The organism is Variovorax ureilyticus, assembly GCF_050632185.1.
GTDB classification, from domain to species: Bacteria; Pseudomonadota; Gammaproteobacteria; order Burkholderiales; family Burkholderiaceae_C; genus Variovorax; species Variovorax ureilyticus_A.
Genome location: NZ_CP192579.1, coordinates 3,527,771 through 3,545,991, shown reverse-complemented (window position 1 = coordinate 3,545,991; position 18,221 = coordinate 3,527,771). Strand labels below are relative to the sequence as shown.

At 67.3% G+C, this 18,221-nt stretch carries 18 protein-coding genes and 1 pseudogene; 9 read left to right on the top strand and 10 right to left on the bottom strand.

The genetic code is table 11. The features are described from left to right. Positions 1–87 precede the first annotated feature (87 nt). From ACQ858_RS17425 to ureE, 4 genes are all read right to left on the bottom strand, one after another. A complete protein-coding gene (locus ACQ858_RS17425) occupies positions 88–342 on the bottom strand; it encodes a hypothetical protein (RefSeq protein WP_431273889.1) in 255 nt (84 codons plus the stop codon). Between the two features lie 127 nt (positions 343–469). Further along, complete coding sequence (gene ureG, locus ACQ858_RS17420) at positions 470–1,120, bottom strand: urease accessory protein UreG (RefSeq protein ID WP_431273888.1); 651 nt, start codon at positions 1,118–1,120, stop codon at positions 470–472. 5 nt (positions 1,121–1,125) lie between these two features. Further along, on the bottom strand, positions 1,126–1,815 hold the full coding sequence (locus ACQ858_RS17415; protein ID WP_431273887.1) for an urease accessory protein UreF: 690 nt from the start codon (positions 1,813–1,815) through the stop codon (positions 1,126–1,128). Beyond that, positions 1,815–2,414 carry an urease accessory protein UreE gene (gene ureE, locus ACQ858_RS17410; RefSeq protein WP_431273886.1) on the bottom strand — a complete coding sequence of 200 codons (600 nt, stop codon included), beginning with the start codon at positions 2,412–2,414 and terminating at the stop codon, positions 1,815–1,817. Before ureE ends, ACQ858_RS17415 begins: the two co-directional genes overlap by 1 nt. A 71-nt stretch (positions 2,415–2,485) precedes the next feature. Here ureE and ACQ858_RS17405 point away from each other — a divergent pair, with 71 nt between their 5' ends. Together ACQ858_RS17405 and ACQ858_RS17400 are read left to right on the top strand one after the other, a co-directional pair. Next, entirely contained in the window at positions 2,486–2,713 is a 228-nt protein-coding gene (locus tag ACQ858_RS17405) for an AbrB/MazE/SpoVT family DNA-binding domain-containing protein (protein WP_431273885.1), read from the top strand. Next, the gene (locus ACQ858_RS17400) at positions 2,710–3,114 is read left to right on the top strand and encodes a type II toxin-antitoxin system death-on-curing family toxin (RefSeq protein WP_431273884.1); all 405 of its coding nucleotides are present in this window, start codon (positions 2,710–2,712) and stop codon (positions 3,112–3,114) included. Before ACQ858_RS17405 ends, ACQ858_RS17400 begins: the two co-directional genes overlap by 4 nt. A gap of 3 nt (positions 3,115–3,117) precedes the next feature. On the opposite strand, the pseudogene ureC reads toward ACQ858_RS17400, so the two are convergent. The 4 genes and pseudogenes from ureC to ACQ858_RS17380 form a co-directional block, all read right to left on the bottom strand. Further along, positions 3,118–4,837, bottom strand: a pseudogene (gene ureC / locus ACQ858_RS17395) (urease subunit alpha). After that, entirely contained in the window at positions 4,837–5,142 is a 306-nt protein-coding gene (locus tag ACQ858_RS17390; RefSeq protein WP_431273883.1) for an urease subunit beta, read from the bottom strand. Before ACQ858_RS17390 ends, ureC begins: the two are co-directional and overlap by 1 nt. Positions 5,143–5,152: 10 nt before the next feature. Next, positions 5,153–5,752: a HupE/UreJ family protein gene (locus ACQ858_RS17385; RefSeq protein WP_431273882.1), complete on the bottom strand. Its 600-nt coding sequence runs from the start codon at positions 5,750–5,752 to the stop codon at positions 5,153–5,155. Positions 5,753–5,785: 33 nt separating this feature from the next. Further along, entirely contained in the window at positions 5,786–6,088 is a 303-nt protein-coding gene (locus ACQ858_RS17380) for an urease subunit gamma (RefSeq protein ID WP_431273881.1), read from the bottom strand. Between the two features lie 73 nt (positions 6,089–6,161). Here ACQ858_RS17380 and ACQ858_RS17375 point away from each other — a divergent pair, with 73 nt between their 5' ends. The 5 genes from ACQ858_RS17375 (at position 6,162) to ACQ858_RS17355 (ending at position 13,549) form a co-directional block, all read left to right on the top strand. Then, positions 6,162–9,740, top strand: a complete 3,579-nt coding sequence (locus ACQ858_RS17375) for a hybrid sensor histidine kinase/response regulator (RefSeq protein ID WP_431273880.1) — start codon at positions 6,162–6,164, stop codon at positions 9,738–9,740. Further along, complete coding sequence (locus ACQ858_RS17370; RefSeq protein ID WP_431273879.1) at positions 9,737–10,726, top strand: response regulator transcription factor; 990 nt, start codon at positions 9,737–9,739, stop codon at positions 10,724–10,726. The genes ACQ858_RS17375 and ACQ858_RS17370 overlap by 4 nt, the downstream gene beginning before the upstream one ends. Before the next feature lie 219 nt (positions 10,727–10,945). Further along, a complete protein-coding gene (locus ACQ858_RS17365) occupies positions 10,946–11,710 on the top strand; it encodes a carbonic anhydrase (protein WP_431273878.1) in 765 nt (254 codons plus the stop codon). 301 nt (positions 11,711–12,011) lie between these two features. Beyond that, positions 12,012–12,680 (top strand): hypothetical protein, encoded by a 669-nt coding sequence (locus ACQ858_RS17360; RefSeq protein WP_431273877.1) that lies wholly within the window; start codon positions 12,012–12,014, stop codon positions 12,678–12,680. 314 nt (positions 12,681–12,994) lie between these two features. After that, a complete protein-coding gene (locus tag ACQ858_RS17355) occupies positions 12,995–13,549 on the top strand; it encodes a hypothetical protein (protein WP_431273876.1) in 555 nt (184 codons plus the stop codon). A 5-nt stretch (positions 13,550–13,554) separates the two neighbouring features. Here ACQ858_RS17355 and recJ read toward each other — a convergent pair whose 3' ends face one another. Continuing rightward, positions 13,555–15,264 carry a single-stranded-DNA-specific exonuclease RecJ gene (gene recJ / locus ACQ858_RS17350; protein WP_431276887.1) on the bottom strand — a complete coding sequence of 570 codons (1,710 nt, stop codon included), beginning with the start codon at positions 15,262–15,264 and terminating at the stop codon, positions 13,555–13,557. 2 nt (positions 15,265–15,266) lie between these two features. Further along, positions 15,267–16,238, bottom strand: a complete 972-nt coding sequence (locus tag ACQ858_RS17345) for a hypothetical protein (RefSeq protein ID WP_431273875.1) — start codon at positions 16,236–16,238, stop codon at positions 15,267–15,269. 35 nt (positions 16,239–16,273) lie between these two features. Between ACQ858_RS17345 and ACQ858_RS17340 the strand changes: the two genes are divergently transcribed. Together ACQ858_RS17340 and lolD are read left to right on the top strand one after the other, a co-directional pair. Beyond that, positions 16,274–17,530, top strand: a complete 1,257-nt coding sequence (locus ACQ858_RS17340; RefSeq protein WP_431273874.1) for a lipoprotein-releasing ABC transporter permease subunit — start codon at positions 16,274–16,276, stop codon at positions 17,528–17,530. Further along, positions 17,523–18,218: a lipoprotein-releasing ABC transporter ATP-binding protein LolD gene (lolD, locus tag ACQ858_RS17335; protein ID WP_431273873.1), complete on the top strand. Its 696-nt coding sequence runs from the start codon at positions 17,523–17,525 to the stop codon at positions 18,216–18,218. Before ACQ858_RS17340 ends, lolD begins: the two co-directional genes overlap by 8 nt. Positions 18,219–18,221 lie beyond the last annotated feature (3 nt).

The following is an 18,221-nucleotide window of genomic DNA, read 5'->3' as shown; positions in this document are numbered from 1 at the left end:
CGGCCATTGGAAACCCTGAAGTGGCTTCAAGGTCAAGCGACGGCGCGCAGCGGGCCCCCGGCCGGTGCGCGATCGGCGGGCACGATGTCAGAAGTCGGTGCTGTGGAGGCAGATTGCTTCGTTCGGGTTCGCGCGGTAGCGCTGCGTCGCGAGGGCGTCGATCGAATCGGCGTTGAGCGCATAGGCCTGGATCAGATCCTCCTGACCGTCAGGCGCATGGAATCGTTTGTGCAGAGCCTCCTCGTCGATCCGCGCAATGATGCGCGCACCGTCGTAGCCATCCGGGTAGATGGCGAACTGAACGCTGCCGGCCGCGGGGAGGAAGATTGCTTCGGAAGCCATGATGGGTCTCAACTGCTGAGCGTTTCAAAGAGTATCTGGCGTAACTGCAACGCCGAACATAGGTCCTTTGCCCTATGTCCCCTCAGCAAGTTGCGGACCATTTCACGGTCCGCCCGGCCATCGTGTTTCAGTGCGCCGTGAGCATGCCGCGGTCCTCGATGAAGGCGACGACTTCTGCGAGTCCCGAGAGCGTCTTGAGGTTGGTCATGACGAAAGGCCGCTGTTTGCGCATGCGCTTCGTGTCGGCTTCCATCACGCCCAGGTCGGCACCGACGTAGGGCGCAAGGTCGGTCTTGTTGATCACGAAAAGATCACTCTTGGTGATGCCCGGGCCGCCCTTGCGCGGGATCTTCTCGCCGGCGGCGACGTCGATCACGTAGATCGTGAGGTCGGACAGTTCGGGGCTGAAGGTCGCGGCGAGGTTGTCGCCGCCCGATTCGACGAACACCACGTCGGCGTCGGGGAACTGCTCCAGCATGCGGTCGATGGCTTCGAGATTGATCGATGCGTCCTCGCGGATCGCGGTGTGTGGACAGCCACCGGTTTCCACGCCCATGATGCGCTCGGCCGGCAAGGCGCCGGCGACCGTCAACAGCCGCTGGTCTTCCTTGGTGTAGATGTCATTGGTGATCGCGACGAGGTCGTACTTGTCGCGCATCGCCTTGCAGAGCATCTCCAGCAGCGTCGTCTTTCCCGAACCGACCGGGCCGCCGATGCCCACGCGCAGCGGCGGCAGCTTCTTGGTGCGATGGGCGATGTGGTGAAGAGCGGAGGACATGGTGTTCAGCTTCTGAAGAGTCGCGAGTATTGAGATTCGTGCCTGGACGACAGCACTGCCAGCATGGGCGAAAAGGCCTGCCGGTCGCCATCCGGCAGTGTGAGTGCATGTCGGACGGCCATGGGGATTTCGGATGCGAGCCGCGCCAGCATGCGCTGGCCGGCGCTCTGGCCGAGCGGCACCGCCTTCACCGCCGCGGCGGTCATGTTCTCGGCCCAGCCGAAGGCGAATGCGAGGCAGGCATCGTGCGCGCTGGCCTCGGTGCGGCTTGCGGCGAATGCGAAGGCAATCGGATAGCTCGCCGGCAGCTTGCCGAAGACCTGTGCGGCATCGCCGTGATGCAGCTTGAGCCATTCGACGAAGGAGCGGCCCATCTGCTCGGTCTGCAACAGGAATTCGGACGACTCGCGCGTCTGGAAGACCCAGTCGTTCAGCACCGCGATGCGCGAGTGATCGGCGCTGCGCCACGCGGGAACGGCCTGCGCCACCACCGCGAGATCCGCGCGCGCGAGGCTCAAATGGAGCTGGTCGGCCAGCCAGTCGGCGGCCTGCTGCTCGGTGCCGATGCCCGCCCATTCGATGGCCGCCTCGAGCCCCTCGGAATACGAGAAGCCGCCGACTGGAAGCGCCGGCGACGCCAGCCAGATCAGTTGCAGCAGGCTTGCGGCGGGGAGGGCGGCCGGCGCGTCGTCCATCAGTGCGAATGATCGTGACCGTGGTGGTCGTGCCCGTGGCCATGGTCATGGCCGTGGTCGCGATGCGCATGCGTGCCGGAATAGGCATCCGGATGCAGCACCGGCCCCACAGGCGCCGTGCCATGCGAATGACCATGCCCGCCATGTGCACCATACGCGCCGCCTTCGGGCTCGAAGGCCTCCTCGGCTTCGCGCACGATGAGGTGCATCGAACGCAGCATCCCGGCCAGCACGTGATCGGGCTCGATCTTCAGATGGTCGGGCTTCAGTTCGATCGGCACGTGCCGGTTGCCGAGGTGATAGGCCGCGCGCAGCAGGTCGAACGGGGTGCCGTGCTCGATGCAGTGCGTGATGACCAGCACCGGCTGCGGTGCCGCGATCACCCGGATCAGCGTGCCGTCTTCCGCGACCAGCACGTCGCCGCCGCGCACCGAGGTGCCGCGCGGCAGGAAGACGCCGATCTGCCGGCCCTGCGAATCGGTGATGTCGAAGCGGCTCTTCTGGCGCACGTCCCAGTCGAGTTCGACGGTGGCGGCGCGCTTGAGCAGGACGGGCGCGAGCCCGCCGCCCTGGGGCATGAGTTTGTTGGCTGTGAGCATCTGCTTGCGGCGTTCGAACGAGGGACGGATAATATAACGCTTGTTATAACTTTCAGGCTTACGGAGCATTGATGTCCGCTCTCAAACTCACCCAGATCGGCAACTCCGTCGGAGTGATCCTGCCCAAGGAAGTCCTGGCCCGGATGAATCTCGGCAAGGGAGACACGGTCTACCTCACCGAAGCCAGCAATGGCGGCGTGAATCTCTCGCCATATGACGATGAGTTCGAGCGGCAGATGGAGGCGGCGCGGCGCATCATGAAAAGGCGACGCAATGTGCTGCGCGAGCTCGCCAAGTGACGGCGGCCAACGAGCCTTGGATCTGGCTCAGCATGCGAACGATCCAGGCGGCGCATGACGAGCAGTTGGCTGAACATGGAGGCCCTGGCGGCTTGCGTGATGAAGGCCTCCTCGCTTCCGCCCTGGCTCGCCCCCAGCACCGGGCGCTGTATGAATCGCCCGACGCTGCCGCTCTCGCCGCGAGCTATGCGTTTGCCATTGCACGCAATCATCCGTTCGTCGATGGCAACAAGCGCACGGCTTTCGTCGCTCTGGAGCTCTTTCTCGACCTCAACGGATACGGGCTCGATGCGTCCGATGAAGACTGCGTCTTCGCGATGCTCGGCCTCGCTGCGGGGCAGATGGACGAGGACGCCCTTGCGGAGTGGATCCGCATCCGCCTCGGATCGCGCAGCGCCTGACATTCAGAACAGAAAGTACCGCTGCGTCATCGGCAGGGACACCGCCGGATCGCAGGTCAGCAACTGCCCGTCCGCGCGCACCGCGTAGGTCTGCGGATCGATCTCCATCTTCGGCGTATAGGCGTTGTGGATCATGTGCTGCTTGCGCACCGCGCGGATGTTCTTCACCGCGCTCAGGTGCTTCGCGAGCCCATAGCGCTGGCCGATGCCGGCCGCAAGTCCCGCTTGCGAGACGAAGGTCAGCGAGCTCTTCGCGATCGATCCTCCAAAGGCGCCGAACATCGGGCGGTAGTGCACCGGCTGCGGCGTCGGGATCGATGCGTTCGGATCGCCCATCGCCGCCATCGCGATGGTGCCGCCCTTGAGGATCGCGAAGGGCTTCACGCCGAAGAAGGCCGGCTTCCACACCACGAGGTCGGCCCACTTGCCGACTTCGATGCTGCCCACGTCGTGCGAGATGCCGTGCGAGATCGCGGGGTTGATCGTGTACTTGGCGACGTAGCGCTTGGCGCGGAAGTTGTCGTTGCGCTCGGTGTCCTCGGGCAGCTTGCCGCGCTGCGCCTTCATCTTGTGGGCGGTCTGCCAGCAGCGGATGATCACCTCGCCGACCCGGCCCATGGCACTGGCTGTCGGAGCTGAACATGCTGATCGCGCCCATGTCGTGCAGGATGTCCTCGGCCGCGATGGTCTCCTTGCGGATGCGGCTCTCGGCGAAGGCGAGGTCCTCGGCGATACCGGCGTCGAGGTGGTGGCACACCATGAGCATGTCGACGTGCTCGTCGAGCGTGTTCACCGTGTAGGGCATCGTGGGGTTGGTCGACGAAGGCAGGAAGTTCGCCTCGCCGACCACGCGCAGGATGTCCGGCGCATGGCCGCCGCCGGCGCCCTCGGTGTGGAAGGCGCAGATCGAGCGGCCCTTCACCGCCGCGATGGTGTTCTCGACGAAGCCCGATTCGTTGAGCGTGTCGCTGTGGATCGCCACCTGCGTGTCGGTGGCATCGGCCACGTCCAGGCAGTTGCTGATCGCGGCTGGCGTGGTGCCCCAGTCCTCGTGAAGCTTGAGACCGATCACGCCCGCGTCGATCTGCTCGTGCAGCGACGCCGGCAGGCTGGCGTTGCCCTTGCCGAGAAAGCCGAGGTTCATCGGAAACGCATCGGCGGCCTGCAGCATGCGCTCGATGTGCCACGGGCCCGGCGTCGCGGTGGTCGCGAAGGTGCCGGTCGCGGGGCCGGTGCCGCCGCCCATCATCGTGGTCACGCCCGAGGCCAGCGCTTCCTCGATCTGCTGTGGGCAGATGAAGTGGATGTGGCTGTCGATGCCGCCGGCAGTGACGATGTGGCCTTCGCAGCTGATGACTTCCGTGCCGGCGCCGATCACGATGTCCACGCCCGGCTGGACGTCGGGGTTGCCCGCCTTGCCGATCGCGACGATGCGGCCGTCCTTCAGGCCGATGTCGGCCTTCACGATGCCCCAGTGATCGAGGATGAGCGCGTTGGTCATCACGGTGTCGACCGCGCCCTCGGCGCGCGTGCGCTGGCTTTGGGCCATGCCGTCGCGGATGGTCTTGCCGCCGCCGAATTTCACCTCTTCGCCGTAGCCGCCGGCATGGAGTGTGTAGTCCTTTTCGACTTCGATCACGAGGTCGGTGTCGGCGAGCCGCACGCGGTCGCCCACGGTGGGGCCGAAGATTTCGGCGTATGCACGCCTTCCGATCGTTGCCATCAGAGCTTCCCTTGCACCAGGCCGCGGAATCCGTAGACCACGCGGTCGCCTGCGAAATCGACCAACTCGACCGTGCGCTGCTGACCCGGTTCGAAGCGCACCGCGGTGCCGGATGCGATGTTCAGCCGCATCCCGCGCGCGGCTTCGCGGTCGAAGCCCAAAGCACCGTTGGTTTCTGCGAAGTGATAGTGCGAGCCGACCTGGATCGGTCGGTCCGCGGTGTTCTGCACGACCAGCGTGATCGTGCGGCGGCCGGGGTTCAGGACGTGATCGCCCTCGTCGATGATGAGTTCGCCAGGGATCATCGGCATCGCCTCAGGCCAGCCCGCCGAGCAATGCGGCGCCGAAGAGAGCCACGCCCGCGCCCGCCACGCGCGGCGCCCAGCGATGGCCGTGGCGCAGCGACCAGCCGATGGCGAGGCCGGCGGCGTGCAGCAACACGGTTGCGGCAAGCATGCCCGCCAGGGTGAGCGCAGCGCCCGATTCGCCGGCCAGTTCCTGCCCGTGCGCCACGCCGTGGAAGACGGCGAACGCGCCGACCAGCGATGCGGCGGCGAGGGCCGGCAGGCGGCGCTGCGTGAGCACCAGCAGCCCGAGCACCAGCAGCGAGGCCGCGATCATGGGCTCGACCGCCGGCAAATGCACGCCAGCCAATCCGGCCGATGCGCCGGCCAGCAGCATCACCGCGAAACCCAGCGGTGCCCACAGCAGGTCGGGCCACGCGCGGCGCGCGGTCAATGCGCTCCAGAGGCCCACCGCGACCATGGCCGCGAGGTGATCCGCGCCGGTTAACGGATGAAGAAAGCCGGCCGCGAAGCCGTGGTGCATCCCGCCATCGACACCGGTGTGTGCGCTGGCGGCCAGCGGCAAGGCAATGAGCAGGGCGAAGGCGGATGAGCGATGGAGTGAACGCATGGATGACGGTCCTTGGTGGTTGTTCGGGGCGCTTCAGACGATCGGCTGATGGACGGTGACCAGCTTGGTACCGTCCGGGAAGGTCGCTTCGACCTGGATGTCCGGAATCATTTCCGGCACGCCTTCCATGACGTCCGCGCGGGTCAGCACCTCGCGGCCTTCGCTCATGAGCGCGGCCACGCTCTTGCCGTCGCGCGCGCCTTCCATGACCGCAGCGGAGATCATGGCCACCGCTTCGGGGTAGTTGAGCTTGAGGCCGCGCGCGCGGCGCCGTTCGGCCAGCAGGGCGGCGGTGAAGATGAGGAGCTTGTCTTTTTCTCTCGGTGTCAGTTCCATGGGTGGACCTTGGCGCTTTTTCTGCGCGGTCATGATGGGCAGGCCAGTTGCTTTGCAACAGTCGTGCCGTGGCATGACTGTTGCACCGTTTCCCCGTGCACCCGACCGCCGTTCCCCCGCTCCGACCGACGACGCGCCGCAGCGCATCGTCAAGGTCCGGCGCGACTACAACAGCTGGGTCGCCCGCGAGACGCTCGAGGACTACGCGCTGCGCTTCACTCCGCAGCGCTTCCGCCGCATGCCCGAATGGCGCGTGGCGAGCACCGCCTTCGGGGGCGCAGCGTCCTTCCTCATCCTCGAGGCGGTCGGCGCGACGCTGCTGGTGCAGTACGGCTTCGTCAACGCCTTCTGGGCCATCCTCGTCACCGGGCTCATCATCTTCCTCGCGGGGCTGCCGATCAGCGTCTACGCGGCGCGCTATGGCGTGGACATGGACCTGCTCACGCGCGGCGCGGGCTTCGGCTATATCGGTTCGACGCTCACCTCGTTGATCTATGCCTGCTTCACCTTCATCTTCTTCGCGCTCGAAGCGGCGGTGATGGCCTATGCGCTGGAACTGGCGCTGGGCATCCCGCCGGTGTGGGGCTACCTCGTCTGTGCGCTGGTCGTGATCCCGCTGGTGACGCACGGCATTTCCGCGATCAGCCGCCTTCAGGTCTGGACGCAGCCCATCTGGCTTCTGATGCTGGTAGTGCCCTTCGGCTATGTGCTGGTGCGCGATCCTGGTGCGTTCTCGGGCATCGCGCACTATGTCGGTGTGAAGTCGTCGTCGATCGGGTTCGATCTGCACCTCTTCGGTGCCGGATTGACTGTTGGCATCGCGCTCATCACGCAGATGGGCGAGCAGGCGGACTACCTCCGCTTCATGCCGGCGTGCACGCCGGCCCATCGCGGGCGCTGGTGGGCCGGTGTGCTGGCTGGCGGGCCCGGCTGGGTGGTGCTGGGCGTGCTCAAGATGCTGGGCGGCGCGTTGCTCGCGTACCTCGCGATCAGCCACATGGTGCCGCCCGAACGCGCGATCGATCCGAACCAGATGTACCTCGCCGCCTACGAGTACGTGTTCCCGAACTACGGCTGGGCGGTGATCGCGACCGCGGTGTTCGTGGTGATCTCGCAGCTGAAGATCAACGTCACCAACGCCTACGCGGGTTCGCTCGCATGGAGCAACTTCTTCTCGCGCGTCACGCACAGCCACCCCGGCCGCGTCGTGTGGGTGGTCTTCAACGCGCTCATCGCCTTCATGCTCATGGAGATGAACGTGTTCGAGGCGCTGGGCGACGTGCTCGGGCTCTACGCCAACATCGCGATCGCCTGGATGATGGCGGTGGTGGCCGATCTGGTCATCAACAAGCCGCTTGGCCTCTCGCCGCCGGGCATCGAGTTCAAGCGCGCGCACCTCTGGGACATCAACCCCGTCGGTGTCGGGGCGATGGCGCTGGCATCGGTGGTGTCGATTACCGCGCACCTCGGCGTGTTCGGGGCGCTGGCGCAGGCGTTCTCGGCATTGATCGCGCTGGGTACCGCGTTCGTCGCTTCGCCCGTGATCGCGTGGGCCACGCGCGGCAAGTACTACATCGCGCGCTCCTCCAGCGGCGCGGTTCACTGGGCGCGCGTCGAAGCCGACGCCGGTCGCTACCAGCGCCTGACCGTGCAGCGCTGCGCCATCTGCGAGCGCGACTACGAAGGCCCGGACATGGCGCATTGCCCCGCCTACCAGGGCCCGATCTGCTCGCTGTGCTGCACGCTCGATGCGCGCTGCGGCGATCTGTGCAAGCCGGCGGCGAGCCTCTCGGCGCAATGGTCCGGCGCGCTGCGCTGGCTGCTGCCGCGCCGCGTCTGGCCCTATCTCGATACGGGGCTCGGGCACTTCCTGCTGCTGATGCTGATCCTCGCGCCGTTGCTTGCGGCGGTGTTCGGCGTGCTCTACCAGCAGGAACTGCGCGCGCTGGCCGAAGGCGCGCTGACCGAGGGCGCGATGCTCGACATGCAGCCTGCCGCGCTGCGCTCCGGCTTCTTCAAGGCCTACATGGCGCTGCTGCTGATCGCCGGCATCGTCGCGTGGTGGCTGGTGCTCGCGCACCAGAGTCGCAAGGTGGCGCAGGAGGAATCGAACCGGCAGACGCACTTGCTGATGCGCGAGATCGAGCTGCACCGCGAGACCGATCGCGCGCTGCAGGAAGCCAAGCGCACAGCCGAGCAGGCCAACCAGGCCAAGAGCCGCTACATCAGCGCCATCAGCCACGAGTTGCGCACGCCGCTCAACAGCATCCTGGGCTACGCGCAGCTCATGGGCGAGGACACCGCAGTGCCGCCGCACCGCCGGCAGGCGGTCGCGGTGATCAAGCGCGGCGGCGAGCACCTGCTGTCGCTGATCGAGGGCACGCTCGACATCGCGCACATCGAGGCCGGCAAGCTCACGCTCAGCGCGAAGCCGATGCAGTTCGCCGAAGTCATGCGCGAGCTTGCGGACATGTTCGAGTTGCAGGCGCTCGAAAAGGGCCCGGCTTTCCGCTTCGAGCCGACCGGCACGCTGCCGGAGGTGGTGCGCGCCGACGAGAAGCGCGTGCGGCAGATCCTCATCAACCTGCTGGGCAACGCGATCAAGTTCACCACGGCCGGCGAGGTTGCGCTGCGTGTGCGCTACGCGCGCGAGTTCGCCGCGATCGAGATCGAGGACACCGGCCCCGGCATGTCGCCCGAGGAACTGGGCCGCATCTTCGAGCCCTTCGCGCGTGGATCGACCGCCGCCGGTGCGGCGTCGGGCGCGGGGCTCGGGTTGACGATCGCGAAGATGCTGATCGACCTCATGGGCGGCGAGATGACGGTGCAGAGCGCGCCGGGCGTGGGCTCGATGTTCCGCGTGCGCCTGTTCCTGCCGCATGTGCACGAGGCGCCCATTGCAAGTGCGCGCCGCGTGCACGCGCCACGCGCACGCCGGGGCTACGAAGGCAAGCGCCGGCGCTTGCTGGTGGTCGACAACGAGGAGGCCGATCGCGAACTGCTGGTGGATCTGCTGGCGCCGCTGGGCTTCGAACTGCGCACCGCCGCGAGCGGCCACGATGCGCTCGACCTGATTGCGGCCGGCTGGCGTCCCGATGCGATGTTCGTCGACCTCGCGATGCCGGGCATCGACGGATGGGAGACCATCCGCCGCTCGCGCGCACTGGGGCTCGCTGACGCCGCGGTCGCGATTGTCTCGGCCAACGCCTTCGACAAGCGGCTGGAGAACGATGTCGGCATCACCCCCGAGGACTTCTTCGTCAAGCCGGTGCGGCACAGCGAGTTGCTGGATTGGCTCGAGCGCCGGCTTGCCCTGCATTGGACCGACGACGCGGCGACGCCGGCCCCCGCCCCGCAGCCGTCGCGCATCTTCGTGCCCACGCCGGAGCGCCTTCGCGCACTCGAAGAGGCCGTGAGCCTCGGCTACTTTCGCGGAATCATGAACCAGCTTGACGAGATCGATGCAGCCCAGCCCGAGTGCGCGGAATGGACTTCCGCCCAGCGAACGCTCGCCCGCCAGTTCCAGTTCGAAAAGATGTGCTCTCCCCCAGGCTCCGCACTGCGTGTCTCCGCCAACCCCCTTCCGGGGGCGGGCCGGCCGCTCCGGGCGGCCGAGCGCGGCGGCCCCCGCCAGACAAGGGTGGACCCGTGAGTACCCTGGCACGCCAGATCGCGGGCAACAGCGACCTCGTGCTCATCGTCGACGACGTGCCCGACAACCTCGCGGTGCTGCACGATGCGCTCGATGAGTCGGGCTACACCGTGCTCGTCGCCACCAGCGGTGAGCAGGCCTTGCAGCGGGCTGCGCAGGCCATGCCTGACATCATCCTGCTCGACGCGATGATGCCGGGCATCGACGGTTTCGAGGTCGCGCGCCGCCTCAAGGCCGATGCGGCGACCGCGCACATCCCGATCGTCTTCATGACCGGGCTCACCGAGACCGAGCATCTCGTGGCGGCGCTGGAGGCCGGCGGCGTCGACTACGTCACCAAGCCGATCAAGCCCAAGGAAGTGCTCGCGCGCATGAACGTGCACCTGCAGGGCGCACGCCGCGCGCGGCAGCATGCGCGACAGGCCGGGCAGGCGCGCAATGCGCTCGATGCGTTCGGTTATGCGAGCTTCACGGTGCGCATGCCGGAGGGCAGGCTGATCTGGCAGACCGTGCTCGCGCGCGAGCTGCTGCTGCGCTATTGCGGCACCACCGCGCCCGTGACGCCGCCTGCGGTGATCGAATGGCTGCAACGTCATCTGCCCGATGCGGCGGAGCGGCAGGTCGAGCCGCCTGTGCTGTCGATCGCCCACGGCGCGGCCAGCCTCAACCTGCGGCTGCACCGGCAGACCGGCCAGGATGACGGCGGGGGCGAGTGGCTCATCATCATGCGGGAGGTGTCCGACACCGCGGTGATCGAGGCCATGAGCCTGAGCCTCAAGCTCACCACGCGTGAAGCCGAGGTGTTGTACTGGGTGGTCAAGGGCAAGACCAATAAGGACATCGGCGAGATCCTCGGCAGCAGCCCGGCGACCGCCAAGAAACACCTTGAGCGCGTCTACGTCAAGCTCGGCGTGGAGACGCGCACCGCCGCAGCCGGCGTGGCGATGAAGCGCATTCGCGAGTTGCAGCCGCAGTTCGAGATCTGAGGCCGCCACCGGCCAGCCGTCCGCCTTCGGTCGATAGCCCGGGCTTGCTCGCGCCGTGCCGCTGCGCCAGTGCGGGGCCAAGGCGAAAAATCAGAAAAGTCTCAATTCAAGAGGATGCGTTTTTCACCTTCTTTGACCGAGACTTCAAAGGTTCCGTTCTCGTGCGCCGGTGCGCTTGGCGGACTCCATTCAATTCTTATCGTTCAAGGGATCGCTCCAATGCTTCGTCTCGACCGCCTCGTTATTGCCGGCGTCATTGCCTTTGGCCTCTGCGCTGCAGCCTCCGCAACCGAGCACGCGCACTGGTCCTACGGTAGCGGCAAAGGCCCAAAGGAATGGGCAGCGCTTTCCGAAGAGAACCGACTCTGCGGTGCCGGGCACCAGCAGTCTCCCATCGATCTTCAGGAGCGCAAGGCCAGTTCAATGGCCGACCAAGATGCCGCCATCCACTTCGGCAAGGTGGCCGGAAAAATGGTCAACAACGGCCACACCCTCCAGGTGGATGTGAGCGACGGCGCCCAACACACAATCGCGTTCAAGGGAGCGGACTACCAATTGGCGCAGTTCCATTTCCATACGCCGAGCGAGCATCACTTCGATGGAAAGTCGTTCCCGATGGAAATGCACCTGGTCAGCAAGGACAGTGGCGGCAGGATCACCGTCGTGGGCGTGTTCATCAAGGCAGGCAAACAGAATGAGGTGCTCGCTCCGCTGTTCGCCAACCTGCCGGGCTCGGAGGGTGCCTCGCACGATGTGGAGGTCGACCTTGCGGCGTTGATGCCGCCAAGCCACAAGGCGTTTGTGTACAGCGGGTCCCTGACCACGCCACCGTGTTCGGAGAGCGTCAATTGGGTGGTGCTCGAACAGCCGATTGAGATGTCGTCCAAGCAGATCCGCGCATTCCAGAAGCTGTTCCGGGACAACCATCGCCCGGTTCAATCCATCAATGGACGCAAGGTCGTCGAAGAGAGTGTGGACTTGTAAGACGCTACGCAGGCGACAGCGACGTACCGAAGTGAGATTCTTTCGATCGACGGATCTTGGGCGCCGCTTGCCAGCGAGAGGGGGCGCGTGATCGGCGGCGCACCTTCGCGAAGAACTTGACCCCTTCGCCGGGCTCGAGCCGCCCTCTGCACCGCTAACGCGCAACGCCGAGTGGCTTGCTCATTCGGAGTGCGGAAAAAAGCTGCCGTCTTCGGGCGGCTTTTTCTATGGCGAAGCTGGAAGGGTATGTCGTGGTTCGGTGTCGCCGATCTTTCAACTGGACTCCATAGAATCCGCCGGCATGTTCAGACGGGTCCCCGCCGCCTTGCTCTTCTCCCTTGCCTCCGCTTCGCAAGCGGGCGGGCATTTCGACGTTGACGACGCAGGCACGCTGGACCCCGGTCGCTGCCAGTACGAGGTCTGGGGCGGCCGCTTCGGCGAAAGCAAAGTCACGGACTACCACTTCGGGCCGGCCTGCCGGGTCGGTCCGGTCGAACTGGGCCTGAACATCGACCGCTACTCGACCTCCGGCGAACATGCCTACTTCCTGGAGCCGCAGGTCAAGTGGACCTTCCTCGGCCAGGATCCCGAGGCACGGCTCGCGGCGGCCGTGTCGGCGGCCATGACCTTCGATACGACACGCGGCCGACACATCGGCGGACAACTGGTGATCCCGGTCAGCTGGCGGGCGCTCGACAGCCTGTGGATCCACGCGAACGTGGGCGCGGACTGGGCCACCGGCACCGGCGAGCGCACTGGCCGCGGCGGTCTCCAGGCCGAATGGGCGCTGAATGACACCGTGTCGCTGATCTTCGAGCGCTTCCGCGCGATCGGCGCTTGGACCTCGCGCGGCGGGCTGCGCTGGAGCCTGAACCCGTCGATCAGCATCGACGTGAGCGCCTCGCGCAGCGGGCCGCAGGGCGTCTGGGGCTACGCGATCGGCCTCAACCACGAGTTCCGCGGCTTCTGAGCCGGCTGATGGGGGGCCGTGCCGGCAGCATGGCCTACGCCCTGCGTCCGGGCCAAGTGAGCGCATGCATCCCCCGAACGGCGGATGTGCAAGCCCCGCCTCCGAAGGCAGACTCCGCCTCGTCGCAACAGCGCAGGAGACAAGATGGGCGTTCCCGCAATGCGCGGCGTGCACCGGCCGCGGGTCATGGCTGCTTCATCCAACCGTGATGTAGTTCACGCTTCCAGCAAGTGAGGACTGACAACGCTATGTCGCGATCCGAAGCATCCTTGCACACTGATTCGCCTTCGAACACCACCCGCGAAAGGCTCGCCATGCGAATCGTGCGGACCCCGTCGAACAAGGTCGAAGGCCCGATCTCCGACTACCACGTGCTGACGTACGCCGACTCCGGCTTCGGCCCCCTGCCTCACTACACGAAGCGCCGTGTTCCGCGCGACCAGGTCGAGGAGATCGTCAGCCGCATCAACCAGCGCGACGAGGCGGCCACCTTCTTTCCGCTGCCGCTCAGCGCGGTACCGCGCAAGGTGATCTGGGACAAGCTCCACTGGTCGGAGCTTCGCGCGCATCTCGCGGACTTTCTCCAGGTCAACGCACGCGCCTTCGGAGCGCGCCGCATCCTCATCGACCTGCAATCGCCGCACGGAACCGCGCACGTCATGGAAGCGCTGCGCGGCGCGGTGGAAGACGTCCCGCCTGTCTGCGTGGAGGAGATCGTGGTGGTGACCGCGGCCGAGGGTGAGGACGACCAGCCGCCCCTTTCGAGACGCCAGCGCGATGCGAACATCATCGCGGCCATTGCGAAGGACCACGAGGCGCGCGCGGCGGAAGCCGAGAGCCGCAACCGGCGGTCGCGGTCGCCGTCCTGAGCGCGTCAGACTTCCGCGCCTTCGAGCAGAAAGCGCACGCGCCGCACGCCCTGCCATTCATCGGCGTCGAGGCGATACGCGATCGTCACGCGCGCCGGCAGCGGCTCGGTGTGCCCGAACCACATGCCGTCCACCGGCTTGCCCTGGTGCCTGAGCTTGAGCGCGAGGTGCTTTTCGCCCACCAGCCGCTGCGAGATGACCTCGACCTCCTCGCTGAAGGTCGGCGGTGCGAAGCCCTGCCCCCACACCTCGCGATGCAGCGTGTCGACCAGATCGACGCGCAGGTACTCGGGCGCGAGCGGCCCGTCGGTGTCGAGCCTGCGCGTGAGCGTGGCCGCGTCGAGCCACTCCTGCGCCACCTGCGCGAGCGCCTTCTCGAACACAGGGAACTGCTCGCGCGCGACGGTGCATCCCGCCGCCATCGCATGGCCGCCGAAGCGCAGCAGCACGCCGGGGTGCCGCTTGGCGACGAGGTCGAGGGCATCGCGCAGATGAAAGCCCGGAATGGAGCGGCCCGAGCCCTTGAGTTCATGTTCCTTGCCGTCCGCGCCGCTGGCTGCGAACACGAAGGTCGGCCGGTGGAATCGCTCCTTGATGCGAGAGGCCACGATGCCCACCACACCCTCGTGGAAGTCGGCGCCGAACACGCTGATGGCAGCCGGCGGCTGCTGGGTGTCGTCGAACATGGACTCGGCCAGCCGCAGCGCCTGGTCGCGCATGCCGCCCTCGATGTCGCGGCGCTCGCGGTTGATGCCGTCGAGCATGCGCGCGAGCTCGTCTGCGCGGCCGGCGTCGTCGGTCAGCAGGCATTCGATGCCGAGCGTCATGTCGGCCAGCCGGCCGGCCGCATTGATGCGCGGGCCGAGCGCGAAGCCGAAGTCGAAGGTGGTCGCGATCGCCGTGTTGCGGCCCGCGGCCTTGAACAGCGCTGCGATGCCGACGGGCATCGCGCCCGCGCGGATGCGGCGCAGGCCCTGAGCGACCAGGCGGCGGTTGTTGGCATCGAGCCGCACCACGTCGGCTACCGTGCCGAGCGCCACCAGCGGCAGCAGTGCGTCGAGCTTGGGCTGCTGCGCCTTGTCGAACACGCCGCGCTCGCGCAGTTCGGAGCGCAGGGCCATCAGCACGTAGAACATCACGCCGACGCCGGCGATGCTCTTGCTCTCGAAGGCGCAGCCGGGCTGGTTCGGGTTCACCGTCACATCCGCAGCCGGCAACTCGGCGCCGGGCAGGTGGTGGTCGGTCACCAGCACCGAGAGGCCGCGGGCCTTTGCGGCGGCGACGCCCTCGACGCTCGCGATGCCGTTGTCCACGGTGATGAGCACGTCCGCGCCGCTGTCGGCCACGCGCTGCGCGATCGGCGGCGTGAGGCCATAGCCGTCGGTCACGCGGTCGGGCACGAGGTAGCTCGCATGCTTCGCGCCGAGCAGCCTGAGGCCCCGGATGGCGACCGCGCAGGCGGTCGCGCCGTCGCAGTCGTAGTCGGCGACCACGCACAGTCGCTTGTCGTCACGGATCGCATCCGCAAGCAGCACCGCGGCTTCGCGCGCGCCACGCAGCGTGTCGGGCGGCAACAGCAGGGCGAGTCCGTCGTCGAGCTCGGCCCGGCTCAGCACGCCGCGCGCCGCATAGAGACGCGCGAGCAGCGGATGTACGCCGGCCTGTTCGAGCGCCCAGGCGCTGCGTGGGGGGATATCCCTGGCAATGATCTTCAGCATCACAGCGCCCCCAGCACAGCGGCGGGGGACGGCCGGCTGAACACGCTGCGAAGGCGCTGCCCGAGGCCGCGCGACTGCACGCCGAAGCGCTGCGCGCCGCGGTCGCCGCAGAGGGTGATCGCCACGTCCGCGCCGTTCACGCAAGCCGTGAGCAGTTCGAAGATCGGACCCCTGTCGAGCGCCTGCCATGCGGCCGCCCACGCGGCGCCGTCGTCGCGCAGTGCAGGTGCGCGCAACGCATCGGCCACCTCGGGCTCGGGTGAAGGGCGGGCCGCGAACGAGGCCGACAGGCTGCCGGTGCCGCTGAGCCAGAAGGAATTGATCGGCGGCACGCCTCGCGCGGCGCGCTCGTCGTTCACGCGCTCGGTGTAGAGGAGCATCTGCATTTCGTTCTGGAGACGTCGCAGGGGCCGCGTCGCATCGGACAGCGGCGACCACTCCGAGATGGGGAAACCCACCGCGCGATCGATCGACGCGGTCGCCAGTCCCTCGAAGACCTTGCCGCACGCGAGCCAGCGGCCCGGCACCGATGAGGCGTGCAACGCGATGCCGTCCTCGGCAAAGAAGGGCTGTGCCACCGCGAGCAGCGCCGCGGATTCGGCGGCATCGATCTCGATCGCCGAAGGATCGCCGAGCACCACGTCGTCGATGCCCACCTGCCAGTGGCACAGCGTCGCGGCGCCCCAACTCGCGCCGGCGTCGGTGGGTTGCAAGCCGAGCCTGCGGGCTTCCATCGCGGCCCACGGAATGCGGCCGTCGGCCGCGGAAATGCCGAGCGCCTTGGCCAGCGCTCGCTCGTGCGGCGGCGACAGGGTGGTGTCCTCCTGCGTGTCGCCGCTGACCAGCGCGAGGCGCGAGAGCAGCGCTTCGAGCTTCGGAAGCCGCAGTCCCGCCAGGGCCTCGCGGCAGGCGGGCGAGCCGCGGCCGGCAAAGGGAATCAGCAAATGGCGGGGAGAGGGCAGCGCAGACATACGCCTATTGTCCGGGATGCCAAAATCCTCCCCCTATGCGACTTCCCTACGAACTGCAACTTGGCTGGCGTTACACGCGCGCCGGCCGGGCGACGCGGCGCAACGGCTTCATTTCCTTCATCTCCGGCGTGTCGATGTTCGGCATCGCGCTCGGCGTCGCGGCGCTGATCATCGTGCTCAGCGTGATGAACGGCTTCCAGAAGGAAGTGACCGATCGCATGCTCGGCGTGATCTCGCACATCGAGATCTTCTCGCGCGACGGCCAGGCGCTCGGCGACATCGACGCGATCATGGCCGAGGCGCGAAAGAATCCCCAGGTGATCGGCGTCGCGCCATTCATCGCCGCGCAGGCGCTGATCGCGCGCGGCGAGGACATGAAGGGCGCGATCATCCGCGGCATCGAGCCCAAGCTCGAAGGGCAGGTGACCGATCTTTCCACCACGGCGCAGAACGGTGCGCTGGACAAGCTGGTGCCGGGCCAGTTCGGCATCGTGCTCGGCGTCGAGCTCGCGCGATCGCTCTTCGTGCGGGAAGGCGATCAGGTCACGCTCGTCGCGCCGGGCGGGCAGGTCACGCCGGCCGGCGTGGTGCCGCGGCTCAAGCAGTTCACCGTGGTCGGCACCTTCGATTCGGGCCATTACGAGTACGACTCGTCGCTCGCGATGATCCACGAGCAGGATGCTGCGCGCATCTTCCGCCTCGAAGGGCCGAGCGGTGTGCGCCTGAAGCTCAAGGACCTGCACCAGGCACGCGAGGTGGCCGAGGAACTCGCCGCCACGCTTCCGGGCCAGTTCCTGATCCGCGACTGGACGCGCGCGAACAAGACATGGTTCGCGGCGGTGCAGGTCGAGAAACGCATGATGTTCATCATCCTCACGCTGATCGTCGCCGTGGCGGCGTTCAACCTCGTCTCCACGCTGGTGATGACGGTGACCGACAAGCGCGCCGACATCGCGATCCTGCGCACGCTGGGTTCGAGCCCGAAGAGCATCATGGGCATCTTCGTCGTGCAGGGCGCGATGGTCGGCGTCATGGGCACGCTCGGAGGGCTGCTGCTGGGCCTGGGCATCGCCTACAACATCGACGTGATCGTGCCGGCGCTGGAGCGGCTCTTCCACGCCAGCTTCCTGCCGAAGGACATCTACCTCATCAGCCAGATGCCGAGCGACCCGCAGCGCGGCGACATCATCCCGATCACCGTGATCTCGCTGATCCTCGCCTTCGTCGCCACGCTCTACCCGAGCTGGCGTGCGAGCCGCGTCAACCCGGCGGAGGCGCTGCGTTATGAGTGAGGCGAACAAGAACAATGTCGTGCTGAAGGTCCGCGGACTGACCAAGCGCTTCAACGAAGGCCGCAGCATCGACCTCACCGTGCTCCACGGCGTGGACCTCGACGTGCATGCGGGCGAGACGGTGGCCGTCGTCGGTGCGTCCGGCTCGGGCAAGAGCACGCTGCTGCATTTGATGGGCGGCCTCGATGCGCCCACCAGCGGCAGCGTCGAACTGCATGGCGAGAACATGGCGCTGGTCGATGCCGCAGAGCAGGGGCGGCTGCGCAACATGCACCTCGGCTTCGTCTACCAGTTCCATCATCTGCTGCCGGAATTCACCGCGCTCGACAACGTCGCGATGCCGCTGCGGATCCGCCGCATGCCGCCGGTGGAGGCGCATCGGGTCGCGGCCGACATGCTGCGCGCCGTGGGTCTCGGCGAGCGCCTGCAGCATCGGCCGGCGGAACTGTCGGGCGGCGAGCGCCAGCGCGTGGCGATCGCGCGCGCGCTGGTCACGCAGCCCGATTGCGTGCTGGCGGACGAACCCACCGGCAACTTGGATCGCGCCACGGCGGATGCGGTGTTTGCACTGATGCTCCGTCTGGCGCACGAGCGCGGCACCGCGTTCGTGCTGGTGACGCATGACGAGAGCCTGGCGGCAAAGTGCGATCGGGTGCTGAGGCTGGCTGCCGGGCGGCTGGTGGATTGAGTC

Excerpts from the sequence above, each read along its gene's own strand:
- ACQ858_RS17375 (WP_431273880.1), top strand. The coding sequence starts at position 6,162 with ATGACTGTTGCACCGTTTCCCCGTGCACCCGACCGCCGTTCCCCCGCT.
- ureG (WP_431273888.1), bottom strand. The coding sequence starts at position 1,120 with ATGTCCTCCGCTCTTCACCACATCGCCCATCGCACCAAGAAGCTGCCG.
- ACQ858_RS17340 (WP_431273874.1), top strand. The coding sequence starts at position 16,274 with ATGCGACTTCCCTACGAACTGCAACTTGGCTGGCGTTACACGCGCGCC.
- ACQ858_RS17360 (WP_431273877.1), top strand. The coding sequence starts at position 12,012 with ATGTTCAGACGGGTCCCCGCCGCCTTGCTCTTCTCCCTTGCCTCCGCT.
- ACQ858_RS17415 (WP_431273887.1), bottom strand. The coding sequence starts at position 1,815 with ATGGACGACGCGCCGGCCGCCCTCCCCGCCGCAAGCCTGCTGCAACTG.
- ACQ858_RS17380 (WP_431273881.1), bottom strand. The coding sequence starts at position 6,088 with ATGGAACTGACACCGAGAGAAAAAGACAAGCTCCTCATCTTCACCGCC.
- ACQ858_RS17390 (WP_431273883.1), bottom strand. The coding sequence starts at position 5,142 with ATGATCCCTGGCGAACTCATCATCGACGAGGGCGATCACGTCCTGAAC.
- ACQ858_RS17385 (WP_431273882.1), bottom strand. The coding sequence starts at position 5,752 with ATGCGTTCACTCCATCGCTCATCCGCCTTCGCCCTGCTCATTGCCTTG.
- ACQ858_RS17405 (WP_431273885.1), top strand. The coding sequence starts at position 2,486 with ATGTCCGCTCTCAAACTCACCCAGATCGGCAACTCCGTCGGAGTGATC.
- ACQ858_RS17355 (WP_431273876.1), top strand. The coding sequence starts at position 12,995 with ATGCGAATCGTGCGGACCCCGTCGAACAAGGTCGAAGGCCCGATCTCC.
- ACQ858_RS17425 (WP_431273889.1), bottom strand. The coding sequence starts at position 342 with ATGGCTTCCGAAGCAATCTTCCTCCCCGCGGCCGGCAGCGTTCAGTTC.
- lolD (WP_431273873.1), top strand. The coding sequence starts at position 17,523 with ATGAGTGAGGCGAACAAGAACAATGTCGTGCTGAAGGTCCGCGGACTG.
- ACQ858_RS17345 (WP_431273875.1), bottom strand. The coding sequence starts at position 16,238 with ATGTCTGCGCTGCCCTCTCCCCGCCATTTGCTGATTCCCTTTGCCGGC.
- ureE (WP_431273886.1), bottom strand. The coding sequence starts at position 2,414 with ATGCTCACAGCCAACAAACTCATGCCCCAGGGCGGCGGGCTCGCGCCC.
- ACQ858_RS17365 (WP_431273878.1), top strand. The coding sequence starts at position 10,946 with ATGCTTCGTCTCGACCGCCTCGTTATTGCCGGCGTCATTGCCTTTGGC.